General features: G+C 38.0%; 29 protein-coding genes and 2 pseudogenes. 13 read left to right on the forward strand and 18 right to left on the reverse strand.

Annotated features, from left to right (window positions below; all coding sequences use genetic code 11):
* Positions 1–123 precede the first annotated feature (123 nt).
* On the reverse strand, positions 124–1,221 hold the full coding sequence (locus AC5WOE_RS02020; RefSeq protein ID WP_496048326.1) for a S8 family peptidase: 1,098 nt from the start codon (positions 1,219–1,221) through the stop codon (positions 124–126).
* 76 nt (positions 1,222–1,297) lie between these two features.
* On the opposite strand from AC5WOE_RS02020, the gene AC5WOE_RS02025 reads away from it, so the two are divergent.
* On the forward strand, positions 1,298–1,645 hold the full coding sequence (locus AC5WOE_RS02025) for a hypothetical protein (RefSeq protein ID WP_496051789.1): 348 nt from the start codon (positions 1,298–1,300) through the stop codon (positions 1,643–1,645).
* 118 nt (positions 1,646–1,763) lie between these two features.
* On the opposite strand, the gene AC5WOE_RS02030 is transcribed toward AC5WOE_RS02025, so the two are convergent.
* The 3 genes from AC5WOE_RS02030 to AC5WOE_RS02040 form a co-directional block, all read right to left on the reverse strand.
* Positions 1,764–2,255, reverse strand: a complete 492-nt coding sequence (locus tag AC5WOE_RS02030; RefSeq protein ID WP_496048328.1) for a hypothetical protein — start codon at positions 2,253–2,255, stop codon at positions 1,764–1,766.
* Between the two features lie 194 nt (positions 2,256–2,449).
* Complete coding sequence (locus AC5WOE_RS02035) at positions 2,450–2,659, reverse strand: alpha/beta-type small acid-soluble spore protein (RefSeq protein WP_496048329.1); 210 nt, start codon at positions 2,657–2,659, stop codon at positions 2,450–2,452.
* Between the two features lie 148 nt (positions 2,660–2,807).
* Positions 2,808–2,972, reverse strand: coding sequence for a hypothetical protein (locus tag AC5WOE_RS02040; RefSeq protein ID WP_240873387.1), 165 nt, complete (start codon positions 2,970–2,972; stop codon positions 2,808–2,810).
* Positions 2,973–3,172: 200 nt separating this feature from the next.
* On the opposite strand from AC5WOE_RS02040, the gene AC5WOE_RS02045 reads away from it, so the two are divergent.
* Entirely contained in the window at positions 3,173–3,325 is a 153-nt protein-coding gene (locus tag AC5WOE_RS02045) for a hypothetical protein (protein WP_496048330.1), read from the forward strand.
* 7 nt (positions 3,326–3,332) lie between these two features.
* Here AC5WOE_RS02045 and AC5WOE_RS02050 read toward each other — a convergent pair whose 3' ends face one another.
* The gene (locus AC5WOE_RS02050; protein WP_496048331.1) at positions 3,333–3,737 is read right to left on the reverse strand and encodes a hypothetical protein; all 405 of its coding nucleotides are present in this window, start codon (positions 3,735–3,737) and stop codon (positions 3,333–3,335) included.
* A gap of 215 nt (positions 3,738–3,952) precedes the next feature.
* Between AC5WOE_RS02050 and AC5WOE_RS02055 the strand changes: the two genes are divergently transcribed.
* Positions 3,953–4,735 (forward strand): hypothetical protein, encoded by a 783-nt coding sequence (locus AC5WOE_RS02055; RefSeq protein ID WP_496048332.1) that lies wholly within the window; start codon positions 3,953–3,955, stop codon positions 4,733–4,735.
* Positions 4,736–4,872: 137 nt separating this feature from the next.
* Here AC5WOE_RS02055 and AC5WOE_RS02060 read toward each other — a convergent pair whose 3' ends face one another.
* From AC5WOE_RS02060 to AC5WOE_RS02075, 4 genes are all read right to left on the reverse strand, one after another.
* Positions 4,873–5,139 (reverse strand): cell division topological specificity factor MinE, encoded by a 267-nt coding sequence (locus tag AC5WOE_RS02060; protein ID WP_496048333.1) that lies wholly within the window; start codon positions 5,137–5,139, stop codon positions 4,873–4,875.
* A 23-nt stretch (positions 5,140–5,162) separates the two neighbouring features.
* Positions 5,163–5,963: a septum site-determining protein MinD gene (gene minD, locus AC5WOE_RS02065; RefSeq protein ID WP_496048334.1), complete on the reverse strand. Its 801-nt coding sequence runs from the start codon at positions 5,961–5,963 to the stop codon at positions 5,163–5,165.
* A 135-nt stretch (positions 5,964–6,098) separates the two neighbouring features.
* Positions 6,099–6,545 carry a hypothetical protein gene (locus tag AC5WOE_RS02070; RefSeq protein ID WP_496048335.1) on the reverse strand — a complete coding sequence of 149 codons (447 nt, stop codon included), beginning with the start codon at positions 6,543–6,545 and terminating at the stop codon, positions 6,099–6,101.
* Between the two features lie 373 nt (positions 6,546–6,918).
* Complete coding sequence (locus tag AC5WOE_RS02075; protein ID WP_496048336.1) at positions 6,919–7,311, reverse strand: YlbF/YmcA family competence regulator; 393 nt, start codon at positions 7,309–7,311, stop codon at positions 6,919–6,921.
* Between the two features lie 358 nt (positions 7,312–7,669).
* Between AC5WOE_RS02075 and AC5WOE_RS02080 the strand changes: the two genes are divergently transcribed.
* The 3 genes from AC5WOE_RS02080 to AC5WOE_RS02090 all read left to right on the forward strand — a co-directional run bounded on the left by AC5WOE_RS02080 (position 7,670) and on the right by AC5WOE_RS02090 (position 9,932).
* Positions 7,670–9,040 carry a hemolysin family protein gene (locus AC5WOE_RS02080; protein ID WP_496048337.1) on the forward strand — a complete coding sequence of 457 codons (1,371 nt, stop codon included), beginning with the start codon at positions 7,670–7,672 and terminating at the stop codon, positions 9,038–9,040.
* Between the two features lie 110 nt (positions 9,041–9,150).
* Positions 9,151–9,564: a ribosomal protein L7/L12 gene (locus AC5WOE_RS02085; RefSeq protein WP_496048338.1), complete on the forward strand. Its 414-nt coding sequence runs from the start codon at positions 9,151–9,153 to the stop codon at positions 9,562–9,564.
* 128 nt (positions 9,565–9,692) lie between these two features.
* Entirely contained in the window at positions 9,693–9,932 is a 240-nt protein-coding gene (locus tag AC5WOE_RS02090; RefSeq protein ID WP_496051790.1) for a hypothetical protein, read from the forward strand.
* Between the two features lie 63 nt (positions 9,933–9,995).
* Here the strand turns inward: AC5WOE_RS02090 and AC5WOE_RS02095 are convergent, their stop codons facing one another.
* The gene (locus AC5WOE_RS02095) at positions 9,996–10,988 is read right to left on the reverse strand and encodes a glycerophosphodiester phosphodiesterase family protein (protein ID WP_496051791.1); all 993 of its coding nucleotides are present in this window, start codon (positions 10,986–10,988) and stop codon (positions 9,996–9,998) included.
* Complete coding sequence (locus AC5WOE_RS02100; protein WP_496051792.1) at positions 10,981–11,565, reverse strand: TetR/AcrR family transcriptional regulator; 585 nt, start codon at positions 11,563–11,565, stop codon at positions 10,981–10,983. Before AC5WOE_RS02100 ends, AC5WOE_RS02095 begins: the two co-directional genes overlap by 8 nt.
* Positions 11,566–11,774: 209 nt before the next feature.
* On the opposite strand from AC5WOE_RS02100, the pseudogene AC5WOE_RS02105 reads away from it, so the two are divergent.
* Positions 11,775–11,900: pseudogene (locus AC5WOE_RS02105) on the forward strand (recombinase family protein); the annotation flags it as partial.
* Between the two features lie 197 nt (positions 11,901–12,097).
* Here AC5WOE_RS02105 and AC5WOE_RS02110 read toward each other — a convergent pair.
* Positions 12,098–12,616, reverse strand: coding sequence for a MarR family winged helix-turn-helix transcriptional regulator (locus tag AC5WOE_RS02110; RefSeq protein WP_496051793.1), 519 nt, complete (start codon positions 12,614–12,616; stop codon positions 12,098–12,100).
* Positions 12,617–12,710: 94 nt separating this feature from the next.
* Between AC5WOE_RS02110 and AC5WOE_RS02115 the strand changes: the two genes are divergently transcribed.
* The 3 genes and pseudogenes from AC5WOE_RS02115 to AC5WOE_RS02125 all read left to right on the forward strand — a co-directional run.
* Positions 12,711–13,334: an FMN-dependent NADH-azoreductase gene (locus AC5WOE_RS02115; RefSeq protein ID WP_496048343.1), complete on the forward strand. Its 624-nt coding sequence runs from the start codon at positions 12,711–12,713 to the stop codon at positions 13,332–13,334.
* Between the two features lie 41 nt (positions 13,335–13,375).
* On the forward strand, positions 13,376–14,737 hold the full coding sequence (locus AC5WOE_RS02120) for an MFS transporter (protein ID WP_496048344.1): 1,362 nt from the start codon (positions 13,376–13,378) through the stop codon (positions 14,735–14,737).
* Positions 14,738–14,771: 34 nt separating this feature from the next.
* A pseudogene (locus AC5WOE_RS02125) lies at positions 14,772–15,002 on the forward strand (hypothetical protein); the annotation flags it as partial.
* Here AC5WOE_RS02125 and sigZ read toward each other — a convergent pair.
* A complete protein-coding gene (sigZ, locus tag AC5WOE_RS02130; protein ID WP_496048813.1) occupies positions 14,952–15,491 on the reverse strand; it encodes an RNA polymerase sigma factor SigZ in 540 nt (179 codons plus the stop codon). The pseudogene AC5WOE_RS02125 and the gene sigZ overlap by 51 nt on opposite strands.
* Before the next feature lie 143 nt (positions 15,492–15,634).
* Between sigZ and AC5WOE_RS02135 the strand changes: the two genes are divergently transcribed.
* Both AC5WOE_RS02135 and AC5WOE_RS02140 read left to right on the forward strand, forming a co-directional pair.
* The gene (locus tag AC5WOE_RS02135; protein WP_496051794.1) at positions 15,635–16,162 is read left to right on the forward strand and encodes a VOC family protein; all 528 of its coding nucleotides are present in this window, start codon (positions 15,635–15,637) and stop codon (positions 16,160–16,162) included.
* A gap of 72 nt (positions 16,163–16,234) precedes the next feature.
* The gene (locus AC5WOE_RS02140; protein ID WP_496052035.1) at positions 16,235–16,603 is read left to right on the forward strand and encodes a ThuA domain-containing protein; all 369 of its coding nucleotides are present in this window, start codon (positions 16,235–16,237) and stop codon (positions 16,601–16,603) included.
* Here the strand turns inward: AC5WOE_RS02140 and AC5WOE_RS02145 are convergent.
* The 5 genes from AC5WOE_RS02145 to AC5WOE_RS02165 all read right to left on the reverse strand — a co-directional run bounded on the left by AC5WOE_RS02145 (position 16,600) and on the right by AC5WOE_RS02165 (position 21,510).
* Positions 16,600–17,325, reverse strand: coding sequence for an alpha/beta fold hydrolase (locus tag AC5WOE_RS02145; RefSeq protein ID WP_496051795.1), 726 nt, complete (start codon positions 17,323–17,325; stop codon positions 16,600–16,602). The two genes, AC5WOE_RS02140 and AC5WOE_RS02145, sit on opposite strands and share 4 nt — an antisense overlap.
* Positions 17,326–17,478: 153 nt before the next feature.
* Positions 17,479–18,474, reverse strand: coding sequence for a stage V sporulation protein AD (gene spoVAD, locus AC5WOE_RS02150; protein ID WP_496051796.1), 996 nt, complete (start codon positions 18,472–18,474; stop codon positions 17,479–17,481).
* A gap of 3 nt (positions 18,475–18,477) precedes the next feature.
* Positions 18,478–18,951, reverse strand: coding sequence for a stage V sporulation protein AC (gene spoVAC / locus AC5WOE_RS02155; protein WP_496048348.1), 474 nt, complete (start codon positions 18,949–18,951; stop codon positions 18,478–18,480).
* A gap of 853 nt (positions 18,952–19,804) precedes the next feature.
* A complete protein-coding gene (locus tag AC5WOE_RS02160; RefSeq protein ID WP_496051797.1) occupies positions 19,805–20,245 on the reverse strand; it encodes a CBS domain-containing protein in 441 nt (146 codons plus the stop codon).
* A 56-nt stretch (positions 20,246–20,301) separates the two neighbouring features.
* The gene (locus AC5WOE_RS02165) at positions 20,302–21,510 is read right to left on the reverse strand and encodes a M20 metallopeptidase family protein (RefSeq protein WP_496048350.1); all 1,209 of its coding nucleotides are present in this window, start codon (positions 21,508–21,510) and stop codon (positions 20,302–20,304) included.
* 356 nt (positions 21,511–21,866) lie between these two features.
* On the opposite strand from AC5WOE_RS02165, the gene AC5WOE_RS02170 reads away from it, so the two are divergent.
* The gene (locus AC5WOE_RS02170) at positions 21,867–22,211 is read left to right on the forward strand and encodes a YugN family protein (protein WP_496048351.1); all 345 of its coding nucleotides are present in this window, start codon (positions 21,867–21,869) and stop codon (positions 22,209–22,211) included.
* Positions 22,212–22,309 lie beyond the last annotated feature (98 nt).

A 22,309-nucleotide genomic window follows, 5' to 3' on the forward strand; every position in this document is an offset into this window, starting at 1 on the left:
TTCATGATACAGTGTAACACAAAATCGTCAAACGCAGTAGATAGGAGAAGTGGGAATATTTTTTATCTTCAAATGCGAAATCCATAGCAACTGCTATGGAAACATATAGGAAATACTATGTTTTTATTTTTTTGTTCGCAGGAGGTAACGAATAGCTTGACTCGTATTTACCGTCCGAATAAATTCCCGGTCCATTTTTCTGCCTGTGTATAATAACAAATACCGAATTTGTTCTGGATTTAAATTTGGATTTAACTGCAACATCAATGCAATCGTACCTGACACATGAGGTACTGCCATCGAAGTGCCACTCATTTCTTTTGTCGTCTGCCCTAACCAAGCAGATGGGATTTTTTCTCCTGGTGCAGCGATATCCACACCTTTTCCCCTGTTTCCAAAAGGCGATATTCTATCGTTCATACCGATAGAAGTTACTGCAATTGTTTCGGGAAACCTCGCAGGAAAATCGATCGTATTTTTTAACCCCTGATTACCTGTTGCTGCAACCATTACAATTTTTTTTCGATGAGCAATCATAATTGCTTTTTTTAGCGATTCGCTCACCATTTCCATCCCAAAACTCATGTTAATAATATGCATTCGCTTCTCGATGCACCAATTAATCGCACTGAGTAAATCAGATAAATTTGCACTTCCATTTTTGTTAAATGCTTTTACGGCATACAGACTTGCCCAAGGTGCAACTCCAATTAGCCCCGTATTTCGCGATCTACCTGCAATAATCCCTGCTACGTGAGTTCCATGACCATTGTAATCCATCGGTGGAAAACCTCTTGCCAAAATATTCATTCCACCTTTGTAATTACGATAAATTGCAGGATGACTTGGATCAATTCCTGTGTCAATAACCGCAATACGAATTCCTCGTCCTTTTACTTTCGTCCAAACCATTGGTGCTCCAATACGTTCTATTCCCCAAGGGAAAGTAGGTTTAACCGCATACGTACTACCGTGATACGAAGGCTCTGTAATATTTACACGTATGTCTTGTTCTGCATGCTCTACATATGGATGATTATCTACTCTTAATCGAGGATTTACCGATTCTCCAATCACCATCCCCAGATGAGGAAGATATTCGATTGGCGTGATGCCTTGTTTTTTTAACTCTTTGGAACATCTTACAAAGTCTGCTCCCTCTTTTAAATAAAAAATCCTTCTATTCCTAATATTTTGAGGGTTCTCATTCTCTGGTTCCATTTTCTTTCCCCCTCACTCATAAGCTGTATGGAGAATAGACTATAAAACAATTGATTCTCATTAGGATGGTGGAAAAATGAATGACGATTATTTTGCAGAATTGGCAAAGCTAGCAAGTGATCTATCCAAAAAAACAAGTCAACTGGATGAGATGATGCAGGCTATTTATAATGTGAATACATCGTTTGGTGATCGAGATAAGTTGATGAAACTTATCAATCACATGGCAAAATTTAATAATCCAAAGCCAGATGCTGCCAAGACCGATGATCCCAAGACAGATGCACCCAAAACTGCTACACCCAGTAATCCATCCACTTCTGCTCCAGACTCAGGACCAAAAGGTGATTTCATATATGATGTGTTCAATTCACCTGCTATGATGTCGATCATTAAAGAGCATTACAATAAGAAAAAAAAGTAGTGAGCTTGTTAACATAAGATATGGGAAAGAAATCCCAACGGTATATGTAATCACCTAAGAAAGTGCCCTTTTTAGATGATAAAGAAAAAAGCCTACATAATCAGTAGGCTTTTAAATCTTATTTTTGAGGCTTCCATTCGTTTGCAGAACATCCAGTCAATGAAAAATCCACATCGCGACCAACGTCTTTGACTTGCTCATAGAACTGAACTACACAAGCCAATGGATGAGTGACGCTACTTTCATCGATAAAAAATAATACCGATTCCCCTTCGCTGTCTTCATAAGTCAGATATATAATGTCGTAGTCCACTTTACCAAGACGCGCATCTTCTATCGTAAATGCAGCTTCCTGACTGAGCAAAAACTCATCTTGAGACCACTTTATCGTCTCATCTTCCAGTTCATATGTATGTTCCGTGTCGTTTAAGTTACATCTTGTTAGGAGACCATAAACGACAAGCTGTTCTTTGTCCGGTTTAAGTAAACCCATCACGAATTGTTTGCTCTGTTCTTTTTTTCGCTTCAGCAGCGATTCTAAATCAGGAAAAAACATTTCCCGTGCTGAAGCTTGGAAATTTACATTGCTCCCATGAGTAAATACTTTCACGAAATTCACCCCTCGCTTATATTTCTTAAGTATGTACCCAGGCTGATTATAACATAAGAGGCGAGAAAACCCACTGTAGGGGTAGTGGAAGGAAAGTGAGCACCATTCATTTCAAATCAAAAAAAGCAAGTAAATGAGCAGTGATCGAAATCACTGCTCATATCACCAAATATTTAACTATTTGTGTAAGAGTCTTAGTAAGCTCCACCACCAAGTTGTTGCTCAGCTAAAGAAACAAGACGTTTGGTGATTTCTCCTCCTACAGAACCGTTTGCACGAGAAGTGGTATCAGGACCAAGTTGTACACCAAATTCTTGAGCAATTTCATACTTCATTTGATCAAGAGCTTGAGCTGCTCCTTGTACTAACAATTGGTTAGAATTGTTGTTACGATTTTGTGCCATGTTGTTTCACCTCCTCTCCGCTGGGTGTACTCTTATATTGCTTCTTTTTGCTTTGGAACATTCGTGTGAAAAACTGGAATTTCAATGTCATTTGTTGGAAAACAATAAAAAGCACGCTGTACGTTATATACAGCGTGCTTTTTGCTCTTTAACTTATGAGATTCCTGCGCATTTCTTTATGTTGTTGTCTAAGTTTTTTCATCTCTTGGTGTAGGTCATATTGTTCCAAAAACTCATGTCGCTCTTTTGCAAGTAAGTATTCTTCCATCAATAGATCTATCTGCTTTTCCAGTGCTTTCAGCTCTTCCATCATGTCTTACTCAGCACCTCTATTCATCTAGATATATAAAAAGAATTAACTTGTCACACAGGTATATACCCTTTATGTACATAAGATAAACATAAAATATCAAAATAGAAAAAAGTATATATTTAGTTTGAATGGGTTACTTTTTTTGATAGAATAGTAACATCATTCTTAAAAAAGTTATATTTCAAAGGTGGGATAACATCATGTCTGCAAACACACCTCATATACCTGCTTTTTTAAAACAGTTTCGCTCCATGAAATTTGAACTTATGATCCAAGACTTACCTAAATTAAGTAGAGATCAATTGGAATTGTTAAAAAAAGAAATTGAACATTTATTGGAGAAAAAAAATTAACCAGCCCTCAGGAAGAGTGGCTGGTTTTTTGTAAGGATTGGAAAAGCTGTCTGGCAATTACAGATGATCGAAAAAAACGATACATCCCCAATGCATGTACAGCTGAAAACAGTTGTGTTCCTGACCGAATATGATTTTTTTCATCTAACCGAACATAATCATACTCTGTTAAAAGCTCTAATAACGTTTCTGTTGTTTGATCTTCACTGTAGGTTTGAAATAGATCATGAAATTTTGAAAGCTCTATGTAATCTTTTGCATTCCACTGTTTTCTTATATCCTTGTCCAATTGAGGATATATCAGCAGCCCCCAAAGAATGACTATTGCAGCTTGGGCTTGTTCAGACCATTTTTTATGTGGTGGATCTTCCAGTCTGGAAGTAAGTTGGGAGCGAATTTGATTTAAAGACAACAACTGAAGCACTCCTTTAATCTCTTATATCTCTATCATTTGTCCAATAATTTCCTTTTCATACTTCATTTCGCATATTTTATTAAATTTAGCCGATTAAATACAGGTTGGAAAATACTTATGTTCATAATTGCTATCTTAATAGTGGAAAAGTTTGTGTCTTTTCTGTTATATTGTTAAGTAATAAAAATGTGAACATTGAAAGGAGTTTCTATATGCTGCTCGACCCAAAAAAAGGCAAATATTCAATAGAAGAAAATGAAAAAATTATAGAATTAGTAAATGAAGGATTAAAAAAAGGGGAAAGAGAGCGAGATACCATCAAAGTTATAGCCAATACATTAAACCGAGGCTATGCAGGTATCATGTCCCATGTAAGAAAATTAAAATCAGAGCAATCATCACGCTTTGAAGTGATGGATGAACAATATAAAGATAATGCAGCACGATTAAATAGTTGGACAGAAGCAGAAGAAGATATTGTAATTGATACAGTCAATCAACATCTTGGAGCTGGTAAATCATTATCTACCGCGATTTCCTCTTTAGAAGAGAAACTTTCACGTACGCAAGGGGCCATCTACCAGAGAATTTATACCCTCAGAAGAAAACAGTCAGAACGATTTGCCCATTTACCTGCCGAACGACCTAGAAAGAAAAGAAAGTTACCTGAGTGGCAAACCAATCGACCCGTCATTCGCAATTTAGATCGCTCAGAAACTACCAATGAACAATTTCAAGCGCCAAGTTTTTCCTCAATCTGGAGTACAAATTCAACTCAAGAATCTCCATCTCAGACAGAAGAAACCATGATCTACCAAGCTTTTGAATCTCGTTATGGTCGTTTGACATCAGAAGCAAAAGAAAAGTTAAATCTGCTAATGCGCCAGTATGGGGGAACTCGGGTATCTATTTCTTTGCTGACTTTAAGTGAAGATAAAGCGTTTCCAAGCATTATCGCAGACTTCTTAGCCATGAAAATGCAAAGAGATACCTAAATTATTTTAAAAATGAACTTATCATATATATTGCTTTCAATGCAAGTTATTATAAAAATACTTACTATAACGTATAGGAAAAAGAGTCTATTTATGGGATAGACTCTTCGTGCATCTGTGATGATAAACCATCATTTCTATTCTTTTGCTTGATTTTTTGGTCGTACTGGGATACTTGCATTAATAATGGTAGTTCTTTCTTTGGATTGAGGTACAATGGTAACCTGTCCCACAACATCGTATCCAAAATCATCACATAGCTCGATCAATTTAGTCTGAAATAATTTTAATTTCTTCTCATCAATATCTGATCTCTGGTAACTCAAGACAAGAGATAGACGATCGTCAGCAGTCACTGCTGTTGGTTCTTCTTTCTCTTTATTAAACATATTAAATAAGGTCAATGCTGTTTCACCTCGATTTCTTTTCACGCGATGTGAAACAATCGTTTAATCCGCGAAATAAGCGTACCTTCTTCTAGTTCGAGGAAAGGCACATCCTCACCTGACAATCTTCGAGCAATGTTAGAAAATGCTTTACCAGCATATGATTTACCATCCAATATGACAGGCTCTCCTGTATTTGATGAACGAATTATTCTGCGGTCCTCTGGAACAACACCTAATAAGTTAATAGCTAAGTGATTTTTGACACGGTCTACGCTTAACATATCGCCATCTTTTACCATATCTGGCTGCACACGATTAACCACAAGGTCAATCTGATCTAAATTTGCTGATTCCAAAAGACCAATTACTCTATCAGAGTCCCGAACAGACGGTATTTCTGGATTTACGACAAGTATTGCCCTATCAGCTGCAGCAATAGCATTTCGAAAGCCGCCTTCTATACCTGCTGGGGAATCGATTAAAATAAAATCAAATTCTTTACGCAACTCATTTACTACTTGTTTTACTTGATTTGGAGATACTTCTTCTTTGTAGCGAGTTTGGGCTGCTGGGAGTAATGCTAAGTCGGGATACTCTTTGTGGCGAACCAAAGATTGTCTAAGTTTGCTAACCCCTTCAATAACATCCACAATGTCATACACAATACGATTTTCTAAACCCAACATGAGATCTAGCTTTCGTAATCCAATATCTGTATCCACCAAACAAACACGATGTCCTAGTTGGGCCAAACCTAGACCTACGGAGGCTACTGTAGTAGATTTTCCTACTCCTCCCTTTCCACTAGTAATAGTAATTGCTACTGATCGCTGGCTCATCTACGTACTCCTTTCTGGAGAAGTCAGTGTTATTTTTCCTTTGGTTGATTAATTTGACCTACACAATATTCGCCCAGAAGGTGATTTTTCCTAAATTCGACAAATATTGTTTATTTCCTCTATAAAATGGTAAATTTAGTAATAATTTTTTTGACAATTCCTGCACTGTCTATCATCTTCACCTACTTGATGGGCACAATAAGGACATAAATAAATTAGCAAAGATGATGGTTCAGAAAAAGAGGTAGTATGATGACCCGCTGGAGATAAACCATCGGAATAAGAAAACTTATTTTCATTCTTCACTTTTTCTATTTCCATATCAATGCTTTTTATTTCTCTTTGTACAAATTGCAGACGCTCTAACCCACTTTTCAGCGCTTTGTTGATACTGATATTCTGTTCCTTTTCCCATTCCGTAAAAGCTACCCACCCAATTTCTTCAGCTATCTGATCTGCTTCTCGTTTCTTATCTTTTCGCTTGTAGTTTAACTTGCTCAGCTCAATCATTCGTTTGGATGCATGACTCGTCTCTGCAACACTTTTTCCAATTTTATTTCGCAAATCCTCAAATAAATTCACTAACCTAAACCCCACTTTCCTATCTTTTATATAAAAGGTGGTGCTTCTTGAATGTCAAGTCTTATAACGGATTTCATCGATTTTCTTTTAAAAGACCCAGAGTGCCCATCCAAACAGCTGGATCTTAAGACTTTCGCTGGAAAAACTTTTTTATACACCAGTCTGCATGTTTCTCCAAACGTAATGATGAGCTATTTCGATCAAAAAAGTAAATTATTTGTAAGAGGTACAATTTGGTGTTTTCAATGCCTGTACATTAGAAAAAACGCAAACTTTGTGGTTTACCAGATTGCTTTTGTCGCGCCTGATGAAAAAAGTTTTTGCTGTGGAAATCGATGTGTAGACTGTAAATGGAGCAAAAAAGGTTAATTTATTACCTTTTTTTTCTTGTAATTAGATCATTTGGTACCTTTATTTCTTTGGAGACGGACCGTGCAATGAGGTGTGAAACTTGGAATAACAATTGCTCAATCTGCTGCTCGGTCTTTAGATATTCACCGATCAGGGGATGTCCATTCAGCTTTTCTCGATAATACTCCATTTTTTCTTTTGCTTCATGATAATTGGGATGAAAAATACCAAATCTTTTCGTTTCCTCAAAGTCTTCCTTTACTTTTTCAAAAGATTTTATCAACATTTGAGCTTCTGCATTTGTATGGATTTCTTTTTTCAATTCGAGATACCGCTTTACTTCTTCTGAATCATTTATTTGATTGCCTAATTGCTCAGCAGCTTCCATTAATTCATTTAGATCAAACGTACTCATCTTGTTTCCCTCCACTTGTTTTATTGTATCACAAAGTGCCCTCCTAAAAACGCTCAGGAGGGCTATATGCAAGGAAGGGGGAAGCTATAAAAAAACGCTTCCCCTATTATTTATGATCGTCCATCCAAAATTATCCCCAACATATTCCTATTAAGTTGGATTTATGCTGCACATAATAAAGAGAAATGCAACAAGGTAGGCATTTTCAATCTAATTGGATAATATTTCTAATTAATATGTGACATTTGGAAATTATTGAACACGAACTATGAGAAAATTTATCAAAACATCAGATGATATGTAGCTTTCTTATGTTATAATTTTATTTGATACTTACTTTTTAGGAGGTTGTCCATCATTGGATAGTGACCATGACCTGGTTAGTCTCATCTTACAACTAGCACTCGTATTTTTCCTTGTTTTATTAAATGGTTTCTTTGTAGCATCCGAATTTGCAATGGTAAGAGTTCGTTCTACTCGAATTGCTCAATTAACCGAAGAAGGAAACGTAAGTGCAAAATTAGCACAGAGAGTGTTGCTCGACCTTGACGCCTATTTATCTGCTACACAATTAGGTATCACCTTAGCTTCATTAGGTCTTGGTTGGGTTGGAGAAAGTGTAATTGCTGAGTTAATAAAACCGGTACTAGATAATTTCCATATTTCCAACAGCGTCTTACATATCATTTCCAGTATTATTGCCTTTATCGTGATTACCTTTCTACATATTGTACTAGGTGAAATGGCGCCTAAATCACTTGCGATCAGGAAAGCTGAAGGCACAACTTTGCTTGTTGCAAGACCGATGCAAATCTTCTTTGTCGTCTTTCGGCCAGCTATTTGGTTATTAAATCATTCTGCTAACCTCATCTTAAAATTGTTAGGTGTATCTTTAGAAAAAGACCAACAACAAGCTCATACGGAAGAAGAAATCCGCATGCTTGTCGAGCAGAGTCATAAGAGTGGAATGATCGATCAGACGGAGCTTTCCCTTTTTGATAATATCTTTGAATTTGCTGATCGCGTTGGGCGTGAAGTCATGGTGCCGCGTGTAAATATGGTTTGTATTTATGTAGGAGACGATTTAGCCTCCAACATTGAAATTATAAAAGAGAGTCAATTTACCCGCTTTCCTTTATGCGGAAAAGACAAAGATGACATCATCGGAATTATTCACATTCGAGATGTCTATGAACGAATCATTGAATCCGAAGATGTCCAACTATCGCAAATCGTTCGTCCAGCTATTTTAGTTCCGGAAACGATGGAAATCAAAGATATCCTAGCAACCTTGCAGAAAAACAAAACAGAGATGGCCATTGTTGTGGATGAGTACGGCGGCACTTCTGGTCTTGTTACATTAGAAGATATCATTGAGGAAATCGTCGGAGAAATCCAAGACGAATTTGACGATGAACGACCCTTTTTCCAACAAAAAGGAGTCGAAACTTCCATTGATGCTCGATTATTGATCGAGGAAGTAAACGACTATTTCCATACGGATATTGAAGACGATGACAATGATACAATTGGAGGCTGGGTCTTTTCCCGTCTACAAGAAGTACCCAAAGTGGGGAAATTTGTAGAATACGATGGCTTGACATTTACGGTTCAAGAAATGGATCACAACAGCGTCACCCGCCTGTTAGTCGTCCGTAAAATCCCCCCTGAAGAAGATACACTGGAAAATGAATCAGATAAATTAGAAGTAAACGTCGGTAAACAATAAAGCCGTTTGATCTCATTCAAACGGCTTATTCTCACACAGCATTAGACATAATCAGCTCTTTTATTTGGTTTAAGAATTATGGGAATATTAGGAAAATCGGAGGAATAAAAATGGAAACTCTGGGATGGATCATAATTCTGTTGATGACAGTGATGATTGTCTCTAGTATACAAAAGTATAATAAGTTGGAAAAAAGATTAAACCGAAATGAAAAAATTATCCAACTCCTGGTAAATCGATTAGGAATCGACACAAATTTAGCGATGGAATGGGACTCTGATCCTTCTGAAAACAAAAAAATAAAACCAGTCCACTACCATGATGAAGATCTAGTTGAGCTGTTGCAAGACCGGAAAGAAGAGAGGATAAAACACCAGAAGGAAGTAGATGCCCAGCTTTTAGAATTGGTACAAGATGGGAAAAAAATACAAGCGATAAAACGAGCGAGAGAACGATATGACTTTGGTTTAAAAGAAGCAAAGGAATATGTGGAGCACTTAGAAAGAAAATGGAAATCAAAATAAATCAAAAAAAAGCAGCGACCGACTATGTCTACCCAAAGGATAAACAAAGCCGGTCGTCCTTCGCTAGAAGGAAGGTTTACTCTGTGACGAGAGTTGGACGTTGATTTTGGACGCTAGGAGTCTTTGTGTTGATCATGCTCAGCACAGCCACAACGGTTTGGACGAACAACCTTCACCTTTCTGGTTATGCGCAAGAAAAACAAACTCATTGCAAGCACAACCACCACACAGATAAGAACATACAGCAGGCCGATGTGGCTGAAAAGGTATTGGGGATAAATCGCAAAAAAGAGTATTCCATTTCCACAGAGAAACAGGATCATTTGGATAGCAGAAACCTTCTGCCTTATCTTTTTGCGAAGTGCTGATTTCATTCGTACTCTTTCTTATCAAGGTCACAGAGAATTCAACTTATTATACACGATCTATCCTTATTTCGGAATATTTTTATAAATGGGAGCAATTCGATCAATCCGATTGGTCCATATCCAGCCTGAAAAGTCCTTAGGAAGGCGTTTTAGATCCTCTGCTGTATCAAATCCACTGGAAAATTCACTGCCGTCTCCACCAACCACCATTACTCTTGTATTTATTCGATCCATACGCTTCAGAAACTTGTTTGGCCACCCCCATAGCCAAGGTCCGATTTTTTCAGGAATATGCAACTCTGTATGCTCACAAGCACTTGGAACATATCCTGTCCATCCCAAAGCGATATAGGGGAGCAGACAGCTTTTCATCGTTGCTTTGGACATTACTCGCATATTTGGTAGCTTTTCTTTTAAAGCAGCAATAGGCTCATCACCACCATACACCGTTAGCTTGCTTTGTCTATCTTTTGAAAGTTTGGATAAATAAGATGCCAGCAGTTCTCCTTCTTTTGGGTCACTACTTTTTACATCAATCAAAAGTTCTTGATTTGGAAAATGGTCCAATACTTCTGTCAAAGACGGCATCAGGCCTATTCCCTTGCCACGAAAGGGATATGTTTTACCATTGTCAGCAGTATATCCATAACCAATATCTATTTTCTTTAATTCAGCCATTGTATAATCCTTTGTAACACCATGGACATTGGTGCGGCAATCTAACGTCCAATCATGAAAAATCGCGAATTGCTCATCCTTTGTCTCATGAACATCGAGTTCTACCATATCTGCTCCATCATGAAAAGCCGCTTCCATCGAAGCAATTGTGTTTTCCAAATAAGGATACTCTGGTGGATAGATGCGTTTAGCCGTACAGGTATCATTTTGGATTCCTGCCATGGAAAAAGTTTGAGCAAGTCCACGATGCGCTAATAGCTTTGGTTTCTCACTCAATGGCTTACTAAAGATGGCAGTATTATTGAAGTAAATAAAAGCTACCAAAATAACCAATAGGAGAAAAACCTTGCTTTTTGCTATTTTTTTTAATTTATTCACTTACTAACCCCTCCCAGATGATATTCAACTTTTGCTGCAATACCTCCATCATTGTTTCAAGATGCAACGAAGCTGACTGGGTCAAAAGTGTGTGAATAAATATTCCCACTAAAATAGAAGCCACCATGTCACTATCCCATTTTTTGAAACGATTGATGTTTTCTTTCTCTTCGTCGATTATTCGAGCTAATGTAGATTGGAATTTTCCAATGTTGTTTGATTCCGTTTCGGAACGAACGGTGGATCGAATAGTTTCCTCCAATGTTAGACCGAGTAAATCTGGATATTTGTAATAAATCGTCATCAAATCTCGAAAGATATGAAGCACCCGGTCTTTTAATGATCCCTGTTGATGAAGTTTTATGATTTCATCCAAACGATTCATATATGTATCTGTTATATGCAATAAAATATGTTCTTTCTTGGGAAAATAATTAAAGAATGTACCCTTTGCAATCCCACAAGCTGCTGTGATTTCCTCAACCGTTACATTTTCATAGCCTTTTTGTTTAAATAATGCAATGGCATGTTTAATAATGGATTCTCTTGTTTGCTTTTTTCGGTTTTCCCTTAGCATTGCCAACCTCCTCGCAAAAAATGACCATAGTCATATTTGACCATAGTCATTTTATCGCTACTTGCCCTTTATTGCAATATGAAATAGAAAGGTTTTAATGAGATTGTCATGCATTCTTTGGTAGCGATGGTGGATAAAACATAATAAATAAACGTAAGCAATCCATTTATTCAATCGTTTCAGTCGAAAGACAGAGTAATAAGTTACTATCATTTAAAGCTGTCTATCAAGATTGGAAACAAAAGAAGATAACAGCTGTAGAAGCCATGAAAATAGTGGGGATGAAAAGTAATACGTTTTACAGAAGAGTAAAGGATTACGAATCAAATATTTAGCGATTATATGAAGAACAACCTTTGATATTGGAGTGGCTACAAAAGGTTGTTTTTCATTAATGGACTTTTTTGAAGAGTTAGGAAAAAATACTCAATTATTTTTGGTGTTCTTTTTCCTAGATTATCACCACATCATGTCTTTCAATCGAAAATTTCCCTTCTCTCTTATAACGAATGAAAGAATGTTATTTATTCTTTTATACTTCTTTATTGCCAAAAGTACTTTTCAACTCATGATAAATTGATTCCTGCTCATTCTCACTTTCTATTAAATCAAATAAAAGTGTAATCAATTGCTTCCGCTGTCGAGCTGGAAAATTAGCGATTACTTTTTCCGCTGCTGTATCCATTGTCTTCCTGATTTTCTCCATATAAGGTTTGGATTTTTCGGTTACTTGTAGTAAGGTGGCTCGACGATCTTCTGGATCAGGTACTCGAATAAGAAATTTTTCCTTTTCTAGTGCATCTACATACTGTGTAACCGTTCTTGGATGAATCCCCAATCTCGGTGCTAACTCACTGATCCTAATTTTCCCTGCCTCTGCAATGGCAACCAATACCCGTAATCTCGGTCCTGTCAATTGCAAAGGTGAACCGTCTTCCGCCAACTGCATCTCAAACTGGCGGTGTAAATAATGTGATGTTCGAAAAACAGTTCGCAATAGTCCACTAGCTGAAACATGGAGTTTATCTACCTTTTTTTTATCTTCTCTCATAACTGTTAACCTCCTTGACAAAAACATTTACAGAGTATACTCTGTAAATGCACCATTATCTTATCACACTTTATGAAAAAAAGGAGCATCTTGCATGAAAACATTATTTGTAAATGCCAATAATCGACCAAGCACACAATCCATTAGTACTCAATTATATGATATATTTCTCGTCCAATACAAAAAATTTCATATCAGTGATTCTATTACAGAACTTAATTTGTTTGATGTATCTCTGCCTTACTTCGGTAATGATGCCTTTACCGGAATAGTAAAAACGAGACAAGGCACTCCTCCACTTCCCATCGAACAAAAAGCTTTTGACATAGCCACAAAATATCTAGATCAATTTTTAGATGTAGACAAAATTGTCTTTAGCTTTCCGCTTTGGAACTCGTTTGTACCGGCTGTCCTTCACACATATATTGACTACTTAAATCGACCAGGCACTACTTATCGCTATACACCAAATGGTCCAATAGGACTTATAACAGATAAAAAAGTAGTAATTCTACATGCGATAGAAGAAGGTTATTCTACCCATTTTGCTAGTAACCAAGAGATGGCTGTTTCCTTTCTCATCAATAATCTCAATCAATTTGGTATAGATGATATAGAAACTATTGCGATCGATCACAGCAATATATTTCCATCTGGCGAAAGTAAGTTAAATGAAAAAGAAATAGAACTCGCGATCCAAACTGCACGATCTTTTTGATTACTCACAAAATACAAATCTATCGGCATAGGGGTTTAACGATGAAAAACAAATACTGGGTTCTCGTAACCGTTTTGATTGGTAGTTTTATAGGCTCTTTGGAACTTGTCATGCCAAACGTTGTCTTATCCCAGATTGTCAAAGAGTTAGGGTCAGATATTTCATTAGGCGGATGGATCATTACCATTTATGCCCTTTTATTTGCAACTTCCCTACCTCTATTTGGGAAAATAGGCGATATGATCGGTCACCAAAAACTATATTTGTATAGCATGGTTGCTTTTGCCATCACTAGCTTTCTATGTGGTATTTCGAACAACATTTATTGGTTGATTATATGGAGAGCATTAGCAGGTTTAACCATTGCTCCAGCATTGCCTAGTGGAATGGCAATAATCTCAAGAGCATTTTCCCCTGAAGAAAGAGGCAAGGCGATGGGGATTTTTGGAATGATCGTGGCAATCTCTACCGGTATAGGGACTCCATTAGGTGGATTGTTAACCAGTTATCTCAGTTGGTCGTATTTGTTTTATTTCTCCATCCCATTTGCTTTGATCGGATTTATCTTTGGTCTGTTCTTCTTTGCAAAAACCAAGGGGACAATTGTTGGGAAATTTGACCTAGTTGGTGCTCTAACATTTTCTGGGTCCGTAATTTCGTTTATGCTCTATTTGACACTTGGAGCAAAAGTTGGGTGGAGTAGCATAATAAATATCACAATATTCATAATTATGATTGTATTGATCGTTACTTTTATCCTCTCCTCTAGGAAAAATACACATTCATTCATCCCGTTGCAGCTATTCAGCTACCCTATATTCACTTCCATCGCATTTATCCGATCTTTACAGATGACGATCTACAATGGAACGATGTTTCTCCTTCCTTTCTTTTTTAGTGTGGTGATGAAAACTGATACGAAAACGATCGGACTTGGATTATTTATCCTTTCGATTGCCATCATGATTATTTCCCCAGTAGTTGGAAAACTATCTGATTTGATCAATCAAAAAACTTTGGTAACACTTGGAATGTTATTTACCGCCTTGGGTTCCTTGAGTTTGGTATTATTTCCAGGAAAAATTTTTAGCCCCTCTATGATTATTACCATGATTCTTTTAGGTATCGGGATTGGTACCGTACAATCTTCTGCAATGACAGCAGTTAGTCTAGCATTACCGAGAGAATTATTTGGAGTGGGATTAGGTGTTTTTAATATGTTGGGTCATGTAGGCGGGGCAATTGGACTTTCCATTTTTACCATTCTGGTGACAATGATTGATTTTAGGTGGAACTTTTTTATCATGACAATAGCGGGGGCAGTAGGTACGATTTCCGCCTTTTTGTTTATTCCAACAAAATCTGTTGCAAAAACTGCTGGACAAAAAATCCAACAGAGATAACTTAATTTTTTGGTGTTAGAGGGAGTGTAATCGATTACTCGCCAATTGCCTTATTTATTACAATGTCAGTATCCTATCGAATATGCTTGCCTATAGTGAGAGCCATGGTCAAGATACAGATGTGTTGAAACAAATTTCCCCTCTGAAATATTTAAATATCAGGAGGGGATTTTCTTATTCCACCTTTTCGAGGCGTTGTGCAAAAACACCCAATTTAGTACTTGAACTTAATATAAAAATCGACAATGTTTCCGTATTTATCTGATTCGATATGACAACAACCCATCAATAGTTTTTTTAATTCCTCTCTTCCTCGTTGAACCCTTGATTTTGCTGTTGAATAAGGAATACCTAATTTCTTACTCAGTTCTTTTTGTGATAATCCTTGTAATTCAGATAAAAGCAATGCTTCACGATATTTTTCTGGCAGCATTTGGATAGTAGACTCCAGACAAGCAACTACTTCTTCTGTAAAATTTTTTTCTTCTTCTATGGATGTATCGCTTATTTCCAATTCGGTTGGCAGCTTTTCTGTCGGTTTCTCTGATCGATAAAAATCAATAATGGTGTTCCGGGTAATTTGATAAATCCAACTTTGCAACTTTTGCTTTTCTTTTAAGTCCGTAAGATGCTCATGGATTTTCATAAATACCATTTGCAAAATATCATCCACTTTAGATTGATCTCGAACTCGCAGGGAGATGAATCGCTTAAGAGGTGCTTGAAATTCACACCAAATACTCTCCATATTCAATTGCAAACACACTCCTACTCTCGAATTTTATTTATAAAATATACAACAAAACAAAAAAGAAATAAATTTTTTTCGTCCTCTTTGCATCTTTTTTTATTTATCAACGTCATCCATATTGAACTTAATAATTAGGAGGAATAAAGATGAACAGCAAAGAACTAATCGAGTTTAACAAAGGGAGAAAAATAAACCAAATTGCAATCGTAACCCCTGATATAGAACGATCGATGAAGGCATGGGTAGAAAATTTAGGGATAGGTCCTTGGATTGTCGTTACAGTGACAGAAAAAACATTAAACTATTTACATGTTCATGAAGTGGAAGTAAATGAACCTTTTAAATTTTTGATTGCCGTTGCTCAAGTTGGTGATATTCAGTTTGAAATGATACAGCCAGTAAACGGGCCTACTATTTTTGAGAAATTTGTTCAAGAAAAAGGAGAAGGTTTGCATCATATTAAAGAAAAAATACCGACCGAAAATATAGATTCAGTATTATCTTCTTACAAAAACAATGGAATCTCTGTCATTCAAGATGGCAGATTGGGCGATGACTTACATTTTTATTTAGATACAGAGGAATCACTTGGTTTCTTATACGAAATAGGAAATTCTCCAGAATTAGATTTACCGCCTGATATGTACAGAATCTATCCTTCTGAAGGAGAATAAACGAAACAATTTACTGCGAAAGGAAGAGCTAACAATGATTAAACGTAAAGTAAAAGCATTGCTGCTAGATTTATAGGTCATCCCCCTGCCCAAACTTTAAATTATTATGGAGTGATAAAGGATCATCCATTATTAACAGGAACAGATAATTTTAGTGTTCTTGAAGAACCTTATCAGGTAGAGTTTGATCCTTCCATTACCAAAAATGTATTTTTGGAATTTGAATACAATGGAAAGCTGTATCCAGCTGCTTGGGAAAAAACTTATGGTCTTGGGAGAGTGATTTATCTTCAACCTGGCCACAGTAATGCATCATTTACACCAAAAGCATTTCAAAAACTTGTGTTAAATAGTATCTACTGGGTATCAAATATAAATGACGAAAAACCCACCTTTATTGATAGTTCCAATGATAAAAATCCACAATCAAATAATGGTTAACTCTCGTTTTTGCTTATACATTCGATGAAATCATTAATTATCTCAACTAACTGTTGTGGATTACTAAGCATAGGCAGATGTCCAGTATGTAATTCTTTCACTGTCTGCGTATTAAGATGGACAATCATTTGATCTTGTAACAATGGTGGAAATTCTTGATCATTCATAAGTTTCACATACATTTTTGCTACATCTGGAATAGAAACCTCTATATCTTCTGTATAAAGAGAGAGGGATTCTGGAATAAAAGAATTTATAATCTCAGATGCTTGATCATTCGTTAGATCGTTGCATAGTCCTTGTCGAATCGCTGATGCTGGTGGTTTTGTTCCAAAAACACGCATCATTAAACTCATCATAAAACGTTTTGCAAAAGGGAAAATCGAGAGAAAAGATCCACCCTTTTTTGGAATAGCTGCTCCAATTCCTACAAATCCCAGTAACTGATTATGAAAAATATTTGCTAATTTTAATCCAAGTAACCCTCCAATTGAATGGGCAACGATAACAAACTTATCAACCTCCCATGTTTCTATTTGTTTTTGCATGTGCTCAATATAAGCTTGAAGCGACAGCTGTTTTTTTGATTTCCTTGGAAAAGTAATCTGTAAGACTGGATAACTCAATTGCCCTGAGACTTTTGACCAGATTCCACTGTGTAAACCTGCACCATGAATAAATACGAGACCTACTTGCTGATTTGTTTGATTTACGATTCTCATCCATGCGACTCCTCTTTCTAATGTCTTTGTTCTTAATGATAAAGAGGTTCCATGACAAATACTGTCAGTGTATATAAAAATATAAATCGTAGATTAGCAGATTACGTTTTACTTAACCTTAAAGTAAAAAACCCAGTACACCTAAGTACTAGGTTAATCATTTTCAAATGCAACTGCATGGGCGATACAAGGGATGTTTTCTCCTTGTTGATACGAAACAGGGCTGAGCAGTGCACCTGTAGCGATGACAAGAATGCGTTCTAGCTTACCTTGTTCCACTTCTTTCATCAGCTTTCCATAGGTGACTACTGCACTGCTGGCACAGCCGCTTCCACCAGCAAAGGTTTCCTGTTCAGGCTTATAAATCATCAGCCCGCAGTCGGAAAATTGCGCTCCCATGTCATAACCTGCTTGAAATAAAAGTTCTCTTGCGATTGGATGTCCGACAGTAGCTAAGTCACCTGTAACAATGAGGTCGTAATCTGCTGGTTTTCTGCCTGTATCTTGAAAATGCGAAATAATAGTATCTACTGCCGCAGGAGCCATAGCAGAGCCCATATCAAATGGATTTTTTACTCCGCGTTCCATCACTTTTCCGATTGTGGCATAGCGAACGCGAGGGCCAGTATCGGCTTTCCCTAATACCGCTGCCCCAGCTCCTGTAACGGTCCACTGGGCTGTACTTGGTTTTTGTCCACCGTATTCGGTCGGATAGCGGTATTGCTTCTCTGCTGTACAATTATGACTGGATACTCCTACAATAGCATGCTGGGAATATCCAGCATTCACAAACGAAGCACCGATTGTCATCGATAGCATAGACGAAGAACAAGCACCGTATATCCCCATGAAGGGAATTCCTAATTTTTGTGCGGAAAAAGAGGCAGTGATATTTTGGTTTAATAAATCCCCTGCTAAATACACTCCGATGTCAGTCGGCAGCTTTCCCGATTTTTGAATAGCTGCATCTACCGCAGTGGAAAGCATCTTTCGTTCTGCTTTTTCCCAAGTGTCCTCTCCTGCATATAAATCATCAAACGTGTGATCTAAATGTTTTCCGATGATCCCCTCAGACTCCATCGGTCCACCGACAGCAGCAGAAGCTAAAACTCTTGTGTCTGGGTTGAATTCCCAAGTTCTACCGATCATGTTTTAGCCTCCTACCGCCATGATGACCAATGTCCGAATCAAACTGACTACAAAGGCAGAGAATACACCCCATACGATAACAGAACCGGCTAATTTAAACATATTTCCACCTACACCGAGCACATAACCTTCTGATTTATGCTCTAAAGCAGCAGAGGCAATCGAATTCGCAAAACCAGTGACTGGCACTGCTGTACCTGCTCCAGCCCACTGCCCAATGTTGTCATATACCCCGAAACCAGTTAAGAGGCATGTAATGATGACTATAGTTGCGACTGTCATACTGCTTGCTACATCTTTTGGATATCCAAAACCTTTATAAAGCATGTTTAAAGCTTCACCGATAATACATATAAAACCGCCTACGAAAAATGCCTTTAAACAGTTTGCTAAAACTTTTGGTTTTGGACGATGTTTTTGCGCCAATTTATCATAAGCTTGATCTTGTTGGATTTGTCTAGCTTGTTGAGTGGACAATGAAATAACCTCCTAATAATAACAACGTTATTTTTTGCGTTTGGAGGTTATTTATACAAGATTCAATGGTTGTCTTGAACAGATTTCACTCTTGAAAATAAAAAAAACCACTGCAATAGTGATCGAAATGTACCCTATAAAAAGTGGTTGCCCTCAACTGGATGCTGAGGGCGGTGAGTGGTGTCCATCCCATAGCTAAAATTCAGCTATGAGACGGACGGACCTCTCCGGTCGCAGCCTGGAGGGCTACGACCGAAATTATGGTGCTGGCATCCCGCCCTTCCTACCCGCCGAAGCGGGTAGGCTGGGGCCTAAGCCCCTGGCGGGATTTTGGGGCTCCCGCCCCCTTAGTGGCGCTCAGCGCCACTGAGTTTGTGGCGACTCTCCCGCCACCGAGTTATGGCGACTCTCCCGCCACCGAGTCGTGGCGCATCCGCGCCACTGCGTTGGCTCTCTGAGCCACCAGAAGTTTTATATATTCCACGCCTACTAGCGGTTCACAGGACGACGTATCCTACACACTACACTTCCTCATGCGCACATTCCCAGTCAGTAAACCTGTGGGCTCCTCTTCAGCTGTGTTCGCAGAAATATCAAGGACTAATGTCCTCAACAAATCAGCGACTACAGCATTGTATGAGAAGCTTGTTATTCCTCCACAGATTATACCTTCTGGTACAGTACGCACTCAGTTGTGCAGCTTTACAGATACGCCGCCCCTTCACCCGGGTTCGACATAATCAGTATATCATGAAAGCAATTGAAATGCGTGTTGAAAATATAAATTTATTTGTAATTTATTAAGATGTCAAAAAAGCTACCAGCAATAAAACACTGGAAGCTTTATAAATTTTTATAAATCGTTAGAAGTATGATGATTATGTGTTTCAGAAATTTCACTTAAGGCATCACTTGCCTCATTTTGATATGGTGAGCGGACCGCCATATCTCCTAAAGATACAACACCAATCAACTGATTTTGATCAACAACAGGCAGACGTCTAATTTGTGCTTCAGCCATTTTTTCAGCTGCTTCATCTACTGACATTTCCGGTGTACCATATACCAATTGAGATGACATGATATCCTGTAATGGAGAGGAATTCGGCTTTTTTTCTGCAATTCCACGAGTGACGATATCCCGGTCCGTGATGATCCCTTTTAATTGCCCATTTTCACAAACAGGTATCATTCCGACATTTTCATTTCTCATCATCGTAGCAGCTTCAAACAAATTGTCATCTGGAGATAGATGAGCGATATCTGTTGACATAATATCCCTTACCTTATGCATCTATCAATGCCCCCTTTTGCGGTTAGCATAACCGCATTTCATAAGGGACATGCATCTTACATAAAGGAAGCAAGTAAAGTCGGTTTATTCGTTTCAAGAGAAGCTTCATGCAAGTACTGGACAGCCCCTTTGACCAGCAGCTCCAACCCTAGTTTCATCGCTTCTTCATCCACATCAAATCTCGGATGGTGATGAGGAGCTGTAATTCCTCTTAATTCGTTACCAGCACCAACAAAGCAAAAAGTTCCCGGGATCTCATTTAAATAATAAGCAAAATCTTCTCCGCCCATCATCGGGGCCATCTCTTCGACTTTGTCTTTTCCTACAATCGATTCAGCGACTTTCCACAAACGCGCTGTTTCCATATGATTGGTGACAAGCGGGGGATATCCTTTGCGAATTTCAATTTCGTAAGCAGCTCCATACATATGGCAAGTATCATGCACTACTTCTTTAATTCGGCGAAGCAAAAATTCACGAATATCCGGGGAAAAAGCGCGTACTGTCCCTTTCCATTCACAAGACTCGGAGATGACATTGGATGCATCACCACCATGGATACTTCCTATGGAAATAACAGCTGAACGAACAGGATCGATTTGCCGGCTGATGATGGATTGGATGTTGACAATGGCATGTGAGGCAACAGCGATTGCATCGGTTGTCGTGTGGGGCAGCCCTCCATGACCACCTTTACCAATGATGTTGACGGTAAATACATCGCTCGATGCAAGCATAGGCCCCGAACGAAAACTCATATATCCAGTAGGAAGCGGGGACCAGAGATGCACAGCATAAATTGCGTCTACTCCCTCTAAAACTCCCGCCTCAATCATGGCTTTAGCACCACCTGGCAGCATTTCTTCGGCATGTTGAAAAATAAATAAGATATTTCCGTATAATTGCTCTTTCATTGTCGTAAGAATAGATGCTGCACCCATTAACATTGCCATATGTCCGTCATGTCCGCATGCATGCATCACCCCTGGCACACGAGAACGATAGACACAATCTTTCTCATCTTGAATGGGTAAGGCATCCATATCAGCACGCAGGGCAATCGTTGGACCGGGATGACGACCGCGAAGCAGACCTGTGACGCCGCCGCCTCCAACTCCTGTCCGCACTTCTAATCCTAAACTTTCCAAGTGTGCTGCCACACGCTTGGAAGTTTCTCTTTCTTGAAATGAAACCTCCGGATATTGATGAAATGTTCTTCTCCATGTCACTACTCGCGGAAACAATTCCTCGATCCACTGTTTCATATATTTACTGCTACGTTTACACATAGACACATGTCCATGTGAAAATTGTTCGATGTTTCCTAATCACTCGTCGAAATAAGATAAAAAAAGGAAAAATAAAAATATTCTGCACGAGTATTAAGAAATCATACCTCCATCTCACCTATTTTCAGCATAACATTCAGACACATATCTAGTTGTAGCAGTGTACACCTGCCTTTCTTTGAATTTTTTTCGATTTGTAGTACAAGCACATCCAATGGAAATTGTTTTCACCTCCTTGTAAATTCCCGAGATTGTTACCTTGCTTTCAGATGGGGTAACATACTATCATGATTTAAGTAGAGATCAACATACACTTTAGGGGGTACTAATATATGCTTTTTCCTGAAGCAAAAACAAAAGGATTTAAAAAAGAATTTAAAGAAATTGAGCACCTGATGAAGAAACTCGGTTTCGCTCGGTGGGCTTGGGATTACAGAAAAGTTACATATGATTACAAATATACTGCGGATGGAGTCGATTATTACCTGCGTCTGCCATGTCGTGTGATAAATGACAAACAATTGGAAAATCCAAAAGCTGTCGTAGAAACAGATACCCCTGTTTTTGCCCGTCATTTCTTTCCACATGGATTAGATAATGATACCCTTGTACCAGAAAAACTCCAAGAGGAAGTTCACGAAAAAATTAACGAGTTGGAAAAAAATTTATCAGCATAAATGAAAAGAGAAGAGGTGGAAGGATTTCCTTCACCTCTTTTCGGTTCTATGTAGGGAAAAAGGGAAAAAGAAAACTACCCGATTGGCAGCTTTCTTTC

The organism is Shimazuella sp. NTD248 (genome assembly GCF_059510395.1).

Bases quoted from the DNA above. Each gene is read 5' to 3' on its own strand.
- AC5WOE_RS02020 (WP_496048326.1), bottom strand. From the start codon at position 1,221: ATGGAACCAGAGAATGAGAACCCTCAAAATATTAGGAATAGAAGGATT.
- AC5WOE_RS02025 (WP_496051789.1), top strand. From the start codon at position 1,298: ATGAATGACGATTATTTTGCAGAATTGGCAAAGCTAGCAAGTGATCTA.
- AC5WOE_RS02035 (WP_496048329.1), bottom strand. From the start codon at position 2,659: ATGGCACAAAATCGTAACAACAATTCTAACCAATTGTTAGTACAAGGA.
- AC5WOE_RS02040 (WP_240873387.1), bottom strand. From the start codon at position 2,972: ATGATGGAAGAGCTGAAAGCACTGGAAAAGCAGATAGATCTATTGATG.
- AC5WOE_RS02045 (WP_496048330.1), top strand. From the start codon at position 3,173: ATGTCTGCAAACACACCTCATATACCTGCTTTTTTAAAACAGTTTCGC.
- AC5WOE_RS02055 (WP_496048332.1), top strand. From the start codon at position 3,953: ATGCTGCTCGACCCAAAAAAAGGCAAATATTCAATAGAAGAAAATGAA.
- minD (WP_496048334.1), bottom strand. From the start codon at position 5,963: ATGAGCCAGCGATCAGTAGCAATTACTATTACTAGTGGAAAGGGAGGA.
- AC5WOE_RS02075 (WP_496048336.1), bottom strand. From the start codon at position 7,311: ATGAGTACGTTTGATCTAAATGAATTAATGGAAGCTGCTGAGCAATTA.
- AC5WOE_RS02085 (WP_496048338.1), top strand. From the start codon at position 9,151: ATGGAAACTCTGGGATGGATCATAATTCTGTTGATGACAGTGATGATT.
- AC5WOE_RS02100 (WP_496051792.1), bottom strand. From the start codon at position 11,565: ATGCTAAGGGAAAACCGAAAAAAGCAAACAAGAGAATCCATTATTAAA.
- AC5WOE_RS02110 (WP_496051793.1), bottom strand. From the start codon at position 12,616: ATGAGAGAAGATAAAAAAAAGGTAGATAAACTCCATGTTTCAGCTAGT.
- AC5WOE_RS02115 (WP_496048343.1), top strand. From the start codon at position 12,711: ATGAAAACATTATTTGTAAATGCCAATAATCGACCAAGCACACAATCC.
- AC5WOE_RS02120 (WP_496048344.1), top strand. From the start codon at position 13,376: ATGAAAAACAAATACTGGGTTCTCGTAACCGTTTTGATTGGTAGTTTT.
- AC5WOE_RS02135 (WP_496051794.1), top strand. From the start codon at position 15,635: ATGAACAGCAAAGAACTAATCGAGTTTAACAAAGGGAGAAAAATAAAC.
- AC5WOE_RS02145 (WP_496051795.1), bottom strand. From the start codon at position 17,325: ATGAGAATCGTAAATCAAACAAATCAGCAAGTAGGTCTCGTATTTATT.
- spoVAD (WP_496051796.1), bottom strand. From the start codon at position 18,474: ATGATCGGTAGAACTTGGGAATTCAACCCAGACACAAGAGTTTTAGCT.
- AC5WOE_RS02160 (WP_496051797.1), bottom strand. From the start codon at position 20,245: ATGCATAAGGTAAGGGATATTATGTCAACAGATATCGCTCATCTATCT.
- AC5WOE_RS02165 (WP_496048350.1), bottom strand. From the start codon at position 21,510: ATGAAACAGTGGATCGAGGAATTGTTTCCGCGAGTAGTGACATGGAGA.
- AC5WOE_RS02170 (WP_496048351.1), top strand. From the start codon at position 21,867: ATGCTTTTTCCTGAAGCAAAAACAAAAGGATTTAAAAAAGAATTTAAA.